The 9637-nt window shown below is 43.5% G+C and carries 9 protein-coding genes; 4 read left to right on the plus strand and 5 right to left on the minus strand.

The window, feature by feature from the left end; translation table 11 throughout:
- Together cax and F6K20_RS11830 are read left to right on the plus strand one after the other, a co-directional pair.
- A partial coding sequence (gene cax / locus F6K20_RS11825) for a calcium/proton exchanger (protein WP_287294794.1) occupies positions 1-868 on the plus strand: 868 nt, incomplete at its 5' end.
- Positions 869-1197: 329 nt separating this feature from the next.
- Positions 1198-2391: a serine/threonine protein kinase gene (locus tag F6K20_RS11830; protein WP_287294796.1), complete on the plus strand. Its 1194-nt coding sequence runs from the start codon at positions 1198-1200 to the stop codon at positions 2389-2391.
- 110 nt (positions 2392-2501) lie between these two features.
- Here the strand turns inward: F6K20_RS11830 and F6K20_RS11835 are convergent, their stop codons facing one another.
- Positions 2502-4769 carry a recombinase family protein gene (locus tag F6K20_RS11835; protein WP_287294798.1) on the minus strand — a complete coding sequence of 756 codons (2268 nt, stop codon included), beginning with the start codon at positions 4767-4769 and terminating at the stop codon, positions 2502-2504.
- Positions 4770-4859: 90 nt separating this feature from the next.
- On the opposite strand from F6K20_RS11835, the gene F6K20_RS11840 reads away from it, so the two are divergent.
- A complete protein-coding gene (locus tag F6K20_RS11840; RefSeq protein WP_287249856.1) occupies positions 4860-6251 on the plus strand; it encodes a proton extrusion protein PcxA in 1392 nt (463 codons plus the stop codon).
- 126 nt (positions 6252-6377) lie between these two features.
- Here the strand turns inward: F6K20_RS11840 and F6K20_RS11845 are convergent, their stop codons facing one another.
- The 4 genes from F6K20_RS11845 to F6K20_RS11860 form a co-directional block, all read right to left on the minus strand.
- Entirely contained in the window at positions 6378-6935 is a 558-nt protein-coding gene (locus tag F6K20_RS11845) for an ElyC/SanA/YdcF family protein (RefSeq protein WP_008189968.1), read from the minus strand.
- 623 nt (positions 6936-7558) lie between these two features.
- Positions 7559-7708 (minus strand): hypothetical protein, encoded by a 150-nt coding sequence (locus tag F6K20_RS11850; protein ID WP_287249853.1) that lies wholly within the window; start codon positions 7706-7708, stop codon positions 7559-7561.
- A complete protein-coding gene (locus F6K20_RS11855; RefSeq protein ID WP_071102652.1) occupies positions 7680-8333 on the minus strand; it encodes a DUF2301 domain-containing membrane protein in 654 nt (217 codons plus the stop codon). The genes F6K20_RS11850 and F6K20_RS11855 overlap by 29 nt, the downstream gene beginning before the upstream one ends.
- Positions 8334-8369: 36 nt before the next feature.
- Positions 8370-9161 (minus strand): SAM hydrolase/SAM-dependent halogenase family protein, encoded by a 792-nt coding sequence (locus tag F6K20_RS11860; protein ID WP_287294800.1) that lies wholly within the window; start codon positions 9159-9161, stop codon positions 8370-8372.
- 290 nt (positions 9162-9451) lie between these two features.
- On the opposite strand from F6K20_RS11860, the gene F6K20_RS11865 reads away from it, so the two are divergent.
- Positions 9452-9637, plus strand: a 186-nt coding sequence (locus tag F6K20_RS11865; RefSeq protein WP_287294802.1) for a DUF1361 domain-containing protein, incomplete at its 3' end; no start/stop codon positions are given.

The raw sequence follows: 9637 nt of genomic DNA on the forward strand, positions 1-9637 counted from the left end.
TGGGTTAGTAGAAGTGGTTAAAGCCACCATCACTGGCTCCATCATCGGTAACCTACTCCTAGTGATGGGATTTGCGATGCTGCTGGGTGGATTGCGTTACAAAGAACAGGAGTTTCAGCCCATTGTCGCCCGGGTGAATGCCTCTTCAATGAACCTAGCGGTGATTGCCATGTTGCTACCGACAGCAATGGATACCACATCCATTGGTATTCCTCAATCTACATTACAACAGCTTTCGGTGGCAGTTGCCCTGGTTTTAATTCTGGTTTATGGGCTAAGTCTGTTATTTTCCATGAAAACCCACACCTATCTGTTTGATGTGGGAATGGCGGAAATGGAGTTAGAAGAAACAGGGGAGGCTGGAATTGCCAGTTCCGAATCTAAACATCTGCCTAATATGTGGTTGTGGGTGGGAGTCTTGGTAGTGGTTACCCTGCTGGTGGCACTAGAGTCAGAACTTTTGGTGGATAGCTTGGAATCTGCCACATCACAGTTAGGACTAACCGCACTGTTTACCGGAGTAATTTTACTGCCCGTAATTGGTAATGCAGCAGAACACGCCACTGCGGTAACTGTCGCCATGAAGAATAAGATGGATCTCTCAGTTTCCGTAGCCGTAGGGTCTAGTCTGCAAATTGCCCTATTTGTTGCCCCAGTGTTAGTGCTAGCTGGGTGGTTTATGGGTCAGCCGATGGATTTGGATTTTAATCCCTTTGAATTGGTAGCAGTAGCCGTAGCTGTGTTGATTACTAATTCAATTAGTTCTGATGGTAAGTCCAACTGGCTCGAAGGAGTTTTGCTATTAGCAGCTTATGTCGTCTTAGGACTAGCGTTTTACTTCCATCCAGTGGTTGAAGGATTGGGTTGAGTTAACGCCTAGTGTGTAGAGTTTGACCGTTGAAGGTGATGATGAACAAAGGGATGCTCGCCCGGTCGTAGCTACGGGAAGGCAAATTTCAAGTGAATAAACTTGTCAACATCCCTGTTATCCCAGAAAAATCTGGCTATATTAAAGCTAGAGGGGTCGAATGTCAATGATAAATCGGTTTGATTTGTAAGACAAATTGATTGGTAAGAAAAATAATCATCTAATCCACCCCTTTAGCCTTTGCCCTTTGCCCTTCATCCACCCATCTAGCTTGAGATTAACCGAGCACGCTGATGGGATGGATGAGCCCCTGAGGACATTAAGCCGAGATGCTGGAAGCCGAACAGATATTACATGAGCGCTATCAACTCAAGCAACAACTGGGACATAATGCTGGACGACAAACTTGGCTAGCTGAGGATCTAGGAGTGTCACCTCCAGAATTGGTAGTTGTTAAACTGCTGGCATTTGGTGGTGACGTTAATTGGGACGATTTAAAACTCTTTGAGCGAGAAGCACAGGTGCTTAAACAGCTCAATCATCCCCGGATTCCCAAGTATCTTGATTATTTTAACATTGATGACCGAGTACTCTGGTTTGGCTTGGTACACAACTATATCCCTGGCTCCTCCCTCAAGGAACAACTAAATCAAGGTAAACGATTTACAGAAGGGGAAGTGCGCCAAATCGCTGTGGATGTGCTGAAAATTATTGAATTTCTCCATCAGCTGAATCCAGCCGTACTGCACCGAGATATTAAGCCTAGCAATCTAATTTTAGGGGATGATGGGCAGATTTATGTCATCGATTTCGGGTCAGTGCAGGATCGGGCATCCCAAGAGGGCGCGACATTTACGGTAGTGGGAACCTATGGTTACGCCCCCATGGAACAGTTTGGTGGTAGGGCAGTACCAGCATCGGATTTGTATGGCTTAGGGGCGACGTTGATTCATTTGCTCACCAGGACTGCACCCGCTGACTTGCCCCAGCGGAATTTGCGCATTTGCTTTAAAGACCAAGTCAACCTCAGTGCTAACCTGATTAGCTGGATTCAGAAGCTGACCGAACCGGCTCCAGAGCAACGCTTCAAAAGTGCGTCTGAAGCAATTCTAGCCCTAGAGTTGGGCATGACACTCAATACTCCCAAAAGCAACAAACTGATCAAACTCCCCCGAAGCAATTTTGTAAATAATTCAGGTCAAGGGGGTGTATTGGATGATCGAGTACCCGTACCAGATGAAATCAAAGGCTGGAACTGGGGAGCTTTTTTGATACCTGGGTTTTGGCCTATGACGAATAATGTTTGGATTGGACTGATAGCATGGGTGCCTCAATTGGGTTGGTTTATGGCGATCGCGCTCGGTGCCAAGGGCAATGAATGGGCTTGGAAAAGTCGTCGCTGGCGGAGTATTGAACACTTCAAAGCTCACCAAAGAGGGTGGGCAATCGTGGGGATTCTCTTTGGCGCACCAGTGAGCCTGATGTTGTGGATATTTGTCTTGGGCTTGGTCTCTGGTTTTTAATTTTTAATACGTAAATTAATACCTAAACGATCTACCTTGCTGCTTCACCCTGGGCAAACTTGAACTCAAACATGCCATATACTTCTAACAAAAACATACCAGTGCAATTGTTAAGAAACAGCAGTATTTATCGCCGTATGTATCAATGACAATAGCGGACCATTCTGCTCTGTGCCACTAACCGCTAATTCGCTATGACACAAGTAAACCCGCTCTGTAACTCTACCGAATAAATCTCGCAAAATTCGCTCTAATCGCTGTTGATCAGCTTGGACTTTATCTTCCTCTGTCCAAGGACGTCCAGACCATTCCTTTAGAAATATATGAGCTCCGAAAAGGGTAGCTGCACCACCACTAAGCCAGAGGGAAGAACCTGCATCTAACCAAAACTGCCAACGGTGGCAGCGGCGAGCGGCACGGTATTGGAAAATAGTAGCAAGGGTGACGGCATTGGTAGCTGTGGGTAGGCGGCGGACAGGATAGGGATTAGCAGTAACGGTGCCACGACGTAGCATCAGAATGAATTTGGCGATAGTTTGGGTGGAACGCTGACGGTTAGACGGTTGTTGGTTGGTTTGGCTCGAATCATTCACCTTCAACTCTTTCCCCAGTCGTCCATTCACTTCCCAGTAGTGTTGAGCAGTTTCCATCAGTTCCCGCAGTGCTGCTAGCTGGTCATAGGCGAGATTAGAACCATGCCACAAAAATTTCTGAATGGCGCGGTCGAAAACTACCAGGCACGAAGGAATCAGACCCTGTTGTTGTTGCTCCCGCTGTAGTTCTAACCATTGGAAAATCTCTGAGTAGGCAGTTGTTGCCTGATGCCCTAACCTATCCCAACGAGGAAACGACTCCACTGGTAACAGACGAGGTTGCTCAGGATCAGGAGCATAGCAGTGATCCGCTAATAAACCAGCACGGACAGGATCAATTAGGGTTGCCGGTTGCAGATTTGAACCCTCAACCTTCAACCTTTCAACATTCAACCTTTCAACCTTCAACCTTTCAACATTCAACCTTTCACCCTTCAACTCCTGTACTTGTGGTTGGCTACTGAGTACTACCAACATTTGTGCGATCGCATCTCGATTCACTAACCGTCCCAAGCCAGGATACACTAGCGCTAGTAGGGTTAGTAATCCCTGAATCATCGGTGAGCTAATTAATGGACGCTGGTCGTTGAGGGGTTCTACGGCAATGCCTTCCTTAGTCAGGATTTCCGTTAAGGTGTAGCGTGCGATCGCATCTAGACCTGGAGCAATGATCGCAATTTCACCAGGCTGCACTTGCCCAGACTTGACCGCTTGACTTATCACCCCAGCCGTTTGCTGCAACAGTTGAGCGCGGGAGGTAGTTTGAATCGATTGGATAGACTCAGGTAGACCTTCAATAAACATGGAATTACTAATTAATTCCACTACTGTGTTTGCCAATTCATCTCGAAAAGCATCAACAGATAAATCCGGTAAGATTTCCACCAAGCAACGGGATGCCAAATCCGCTAGATAATTCGGGTCAGCATTAAGTCCCAAGCGTACCTGTCCATTAGGATTAAAGCTAAAAGCTCCCACAGCCCCTTGATTGAGTAGAGTCTCAAATAAATCCCGAGCGATCGCGGGATAGTCATCCACATCATCCGCCAGCACTGCCTGATAGCGCTGCTGCAAATACTGCTGATAAGTGGGGTCTGGCAACAAATACCGCCAATACAGTTCAGCAATAATCCCGTAGGTTAATAATCCCCTTTCTAGACACCAGCTTCGCCACTCTAGCAAAAGCTTTCCCACAGTTGACCAAAGTTCCGGGTTTCCTTCCTCCTCTGGAATCCCGACCGTTAACATGTGGGGAATGTCTTCAACAGGTATCCCACTCACTGCTGCTAATTGTAACAAGTCCAGGAGCCGACGAACTCTAGTGTAATCATTCCCCCCTGGCAGTTGTAGTAGATCATTATCCAGGTCAGTACGCCAGTGCTGGGTGGCTAAGTCCTGCTCAGTCTCAGGACGCAATCGCAACGGAAACTGTGCCTTGAAGTCCAATCGCCCAATTAACAAGGGCCAAAATAGCATTACCTCATCTTGAAAAAAACCTAAAGGTGTCTTGGAAAGTACGGGATACCGTCCCCGGATTACCTCTGTCAGCCGATCCGCCAACTCACGCCGATTATCGTCATTAGCCGCAAACACCAAAATTCCTGGGGCTTTTGAGGGGGTTCTTTGATATCTTGAACTCGACTTTGGGTTTGACCAATCCAGTCCTCCTTCAACCCATTGGTAAAACTGACTCACAAGGCGAGTTGTTTTGCCAGTGCGAGTTGAGCCAATTATCCACAGTGAATTTTGAACCACGGAATTTTTCTTTAGGTAATTTGTTATCATACCACATGAACTAGGATGTAAGAGTTCTAGGAATAATTAGGTGCAAGAGCGCACCCCTGAGATGTTCAGAGTATGAACCTAAAGAATTGAATGAATCTTCAAACAATCTTACGCACAGCTAGACAATGGTTCTTCAATACACCAGAGAGAGCCTTGGATCAGGCATACAAAGCGGCACTAAAAATTAAAGCGATTGAAGATGAATATTTTGGAGGTAAAAAAATCTCCGCCGATACCAGTCAATATAGTAACAGCGTTATTGCCTATTTTGAGGCAGAAATTAATAAATATATAAAGACTATCAACCTTAGACTAGCAGAATTTAAAACCAGTCGTTCTGTTATAATAAATTCTGAATTAACTGGATCTAATCCTCTCGAAACTAGTCAACAACAAGCTAGGGAAAATTCTCGGTTATCTGAGTCAATCGACCTCAGCGATCAGCAGTCAATACTTATTGAAAAATTAAATTTTATTGATGAAATTATCAACAAGTATGATCCACCAAAACCCGAAAAATCCACCGCAGCCTTGATTCCCATAGACCAAAAGCCAGATAATCAGATTACTAACGCCAGTCCAAGAGAAGTTGTCAAGCAAAATTCCAATCTTAGAGAAGCTGCTTATTTGGAATCAGACAACAATTCATCTCGAAATAATCAAGGAGCTAACTCCAAAAAAATAACCGATAAAACCGGTGTATTACCTAGGTCAATTGTAGGGACAGTAAAAAGAATTCAGCAGGAACTCGATCCACGAGCCGAAGAGAAAGTTGTCAAAACCTTTCGTCGGTCTCAACGTAAAACCGTAATCTCTATTAAATTTATCCTAATTTTAACTATTGTTCCTATTTTAACTCAGCAAATTTCTAAAACGTTTTTAGTTAGTCCCATAGTTGAACACTTTAGAAGTAGCCAGGAATCAGCTATTTTTTTAAATTATGAGATGGAAGAAGAAGCTCTGATAGAGTTAAAAAAATTTGAAGAAGAACTCCACTTTAGAAGCTTACTGGGATTTACTCCTAAACTATCTGAGGAGGAGATGAAAGAAGAGATTAAGCATAAAGCTAATGAACTGGCAGAAGACTATCATAATCAAGGGTCCAATGCCATTAAAAATATTTTTGCTGACATTATAGCTCTAGTTGCTTTTGCCTTAGTTATCATGAACAGCAAACGAGATATAATTATTTTAAAATCTTTTATGGATGATATTATCTATGGACTTAGTGATAGTGCCAAAGCGTTTATCATTATTTTGTTTACCGATATGTTTGTAGGATTCCACTCTCCCCACGGTTGGGAAGTAATCCTAGAAGCCGTATCCCGACATTTAGGAATACCAGAAAGTCGAGAGTTTATATTTTTGTTCATTGCCACATTTCCAGTTATCTTGGATTCGGTTATCAAATATTGGATTTTCCGCTATCTGAATCGGATATCTCCTTCAGCAGTAGCTACCTATCGCACCATGAATGAATAATAATATAGCAGTCGAAGTAAAGGTTAAAAAATGTTTCTGTTCCCAGATCCGCTGTTCCCTGTTCCCTATTCCCTACTCCCTACTCCCTCACCCAATTCACAACTGCTATAGCAGTTTTGGCAATCTTCAAACTTTCCAACTTACAACTTGAGCATAGAGATAAGCGATTGTTTCAGACATGATTGACCGCACTCCTTGACTAGAAACCCACCACTGTTTTGCTTCATAGTCAAGGGAGTTAGCGGCTATTGCTCCAACTTTAACCTCAGGAGCAAGAACTTGCTTAAATAGCATCCAACTTCTGCGAGTATGAACATCAAATGAATAAAGATTAATAGACTTGATTGATTTATCTGAGGTTAATAGCCACTCCCGTAACGCCTGAGCCGATGCTAACGTACGATTGACATTAACATCTGGTGCTGGAACAGCAACTAGTTTATCTGGCTCAACACCCAGTGCGATACACGTTGCCGCAGTCAGTTCAGCATAGGTTTTATACTCTGACAGATAATATCCTTTACGCAGAGGAGGGCCGGTGGTGATCAATTTTTGATAATTACCCCGATAAAATTCTTCGATGGCACCTTTTAAGGCATAGTCCGGTAGCCATCCTTCTACTACTAATGCATCAGCGTTAATCGGAGACTTAATCGATAAAAATGGGTGGATATGAGTTAACATAAAAAGACTGCAAGTAATAATCAAAAAAGTATTCACAAACCATCCTTGAACCGTTAAAACCCACTGTTTTCGCCTACATACTAAACGCATGATTGGGACTTTTAATGAAAAATTATCTCGTCAATAGTCACTAGTCATTAGTAACCACAAATAAATGATATTGTGGTCACTAATGTACGGTATAGTCTACGGTATAGAAAACCGTGGTCACCTAATCACTGATGACTAATAATCACTGATGACTAATAAGGTCTAGAGCATCTCACTTTTCTATTACTTACCAATCAAAGTCCCATCTGTCCGGATTATTTAAAAAAGGATTATAGTCAGTCCCCTTGCTTCCTTCGTTTATAGTATTGTTTTTTGGTAATTGACTAATGACTAGCAGCTTATTAATTCTCTACAGGTTTGTAAGCATTCAGCCGTCAGCTGTCAGCCGTCAGCTGTCAGCCGTCAGGTTAAAATAAACCTCAAACAGTATAATTTAAGAGTTCGAGATTAATGAGAATTTCAAGTCTGGGGAAAAGCTGATCATAAGCATATGCGCTACGGGCACGCTACTTGAGGTGCGGTCAAGCGGTCAGCCGTGAGCCTAAGGCTCACGCTGCTTGAGGTGCTTAATTTTATCCAAAAGCGGTTCGGTGTAGCGTGGCCTTAGGCCAATGGCTGATAGCTGATAGCTGATAGCTGATAGCTGATAGCTGATAGCTGATAGCTGATAGCTGATAGCTATTAGCTATTAGCTTACAGACGCTTCTTTTTGAGATACTCAAAAACCGACTTATCACCAATATCATCGGGAATCGGTTGCAATAGTTTACGCAGGGCAAACACCATAAACAAAACCGCCCATAGTCCTAATAGAATCATCTCCCAATCTGTAGACCAAAATCCAACGATATGTCCCAGTAACAGCATGGGTACTAGGGGAGTTAGGAATTTAGTTTCCAAGCGATTAAAGCAAAATGCTTCCTTGAAATAAATTCCGGTTAACGCTGCAAAGGTAAAACCAATTCCGAATAGAGAAATAGGATGGTTATAAATGTATATAGCAAGGGGCTCATTGCTGGAAAATGCCAGTACAATGGCGGAAATGCAACCAATGCCCCAAAAGATTTGTAGTAGGCGGTGCAGGGGGGCTAGATAAATATGAATAGTGACTAAGCTAACCCCTAGGGCAAGGCAGAATAAGCCATAAAGAGGAGTCAGGACATTTAAAATACTTGGGCTAGCTCCCCGCAATAGAATTAAATTACTCGCGATCGCAAAGCTCAAGGCTGCTACCACTAAGCCAGCGCGGTAGATAACTACGCCAATGCGATCGCTTTCGGTAATGGTAAATTCGCCAAACTGACCTTGGTAAACTACTGGTTCAGATGGTTGTAGTGATGTGGTCATAATATCCTGGAAAGGAACTCTGTACTAATTAACATTTTAATTTTTAATGCTTAATTCCACTGTATCTCCCCAATCCAGCTGTAATTGAGACTTAGCACTCCCACCGTTAACAGCGATTTCCACCCAACCATGACTACCAATTAGGGCAACGTACTCTCCAAGTGGGCAATTGCTGTAGGTTTGAGTATGGGGGATAATGCGATCGCTTATCTTAACCAACCAAATTTTGCCATCAACCTCAGCTCCTGGGATATTGGTGATTAAATTACCAAAATGGTCAACATATTGGATAGAACCAATAATCCCATCATCGGTTAGTCTTTTTATTGGCATATCTAGTGTTACCAAAGTGTTTGGCTCAATTACCTCTCCCAACCTTTCGATTGGTAAGCCACTAGCCAAGTGAGCTCCAACACTGGCAAAGATATCTCGACCATGAAACGTAGTGCTAGGATTTCTAGTGCGCCAGTAGTCTGAGTTGCTTAGCTCAACTGCTGCCATGAGTGGGTATTGCTCTAAAACTCCACTGAATAGCCCATTATCTGGACCGACCAAGAAACCCTGTGAGAGTTGGATAGCGATCGCTCTGCGGTGACTGCCGACTCCTGGATCAACCACCGCCACATGAACTGTCCCTGCTGGAAAGTAGGGATAGGCATTGAGCAAATTAAACCGAGCAGCGGCTAGGTTTTGAGGGGGGATTTGGTGAGTCAGGTCTACTATAGTCAAAGTTGGGTTAACTTGGGCAATGACACCCTTCATCACACCCACATAAACATCTTGTAAGCCAAAATCACTCAGGAGAGTAATAATCCGATTCTGAGGCATGGTTATCTCAAATCCAGTTGACTGATTATCATATCCCTTCTAGGGTAATGAGGCAGAATTGCTATGAGCTTCAAGGGCTTCCAACTTTAAACCTTAAACTTTCAACTTTCAACTTTCAACTTTCAACCGTCAACCGTCAACCGTCAACCGCTTATTAAGGCTGAAGTATGAAGTATGACCTATGAAAGCTCAAGCTCAAAGCTCAAGGCTGAACGGATGAGTTAGGATAAGGATTAAATTCAATACCACTTAAGAAGGCTAATCTACCCTAGAGCAAAGGTTCACTAATCATGTCTATGGACACATTACTAACTGAGGTATGGAAAGCTTGGCATAGCAACAATGACTGGATGGCTTGGAATTTGTTTCTAGCATCAATACCATTAGCTCTAAGTTTTTGGCTATTCCGCAGTAAATCTGGCTTACACTCCGGATTATGGTGGATAGGTTTAGCAGTTTTTATCCTATTTTTGCCA

This window comes from Moorena sp. SIO2C4 (assembly GCF_010672485.1).
GTDB lineage: Bacteria > Cyanobacteriota > Cyanobacteriia > Cyanobacteriales > Coleofasciculaceae > Moorena > Moorena producens.

What these genes read in the sequence shown, in the direction of transcription:
- F6K20_RS11830 (WP_287294796.1), top strand. Translation starts at nt 1,198, where the DNA reads ATGCTGGAAGCCGAACAGATATTACATGAGCGCTATCAACTCAAGCAA.
- F6K20_RS11835 (WP_287294798.1), bottom strand. Translation starts at nt 4,769, where the DNA reads ATGATAACAAATTACCTAAAGAAAAATTCCGTGGTTCAAAATTCACTG.
- F6K20_RS11840 (WP_287249856.1), top strand. Translation starts at nt 4,860, where the DNA reads ATGAATCTTCAAACAATCTTACGCACAGCTAGACAATGGTTCTTCAAT.
- F6K20_RS11845 (WP_008189968.1), bottom strand. Translation starts at nt 6,935, where the DNA reads ATGTTAACTCATATCCACCCATTTTTATCGATTAAGTCTCCGATTAAC.
- F6K20_RS11855 (WP_071102652.1), bottom strand. Translation starts at nt 8,333, where the DNA reads ATGACCACATCACTACAACCATCTGAACCAGTAGTTTACCAAGGTCAG.
- F6K20_RS11860 (WP_287294800.1), bottom strand. Translation starts at nt 9,161, where the DNA reads ATGCCTCAGAATCGGATTATTACTCTCCTGAGTGATTTTGGCTTACAA.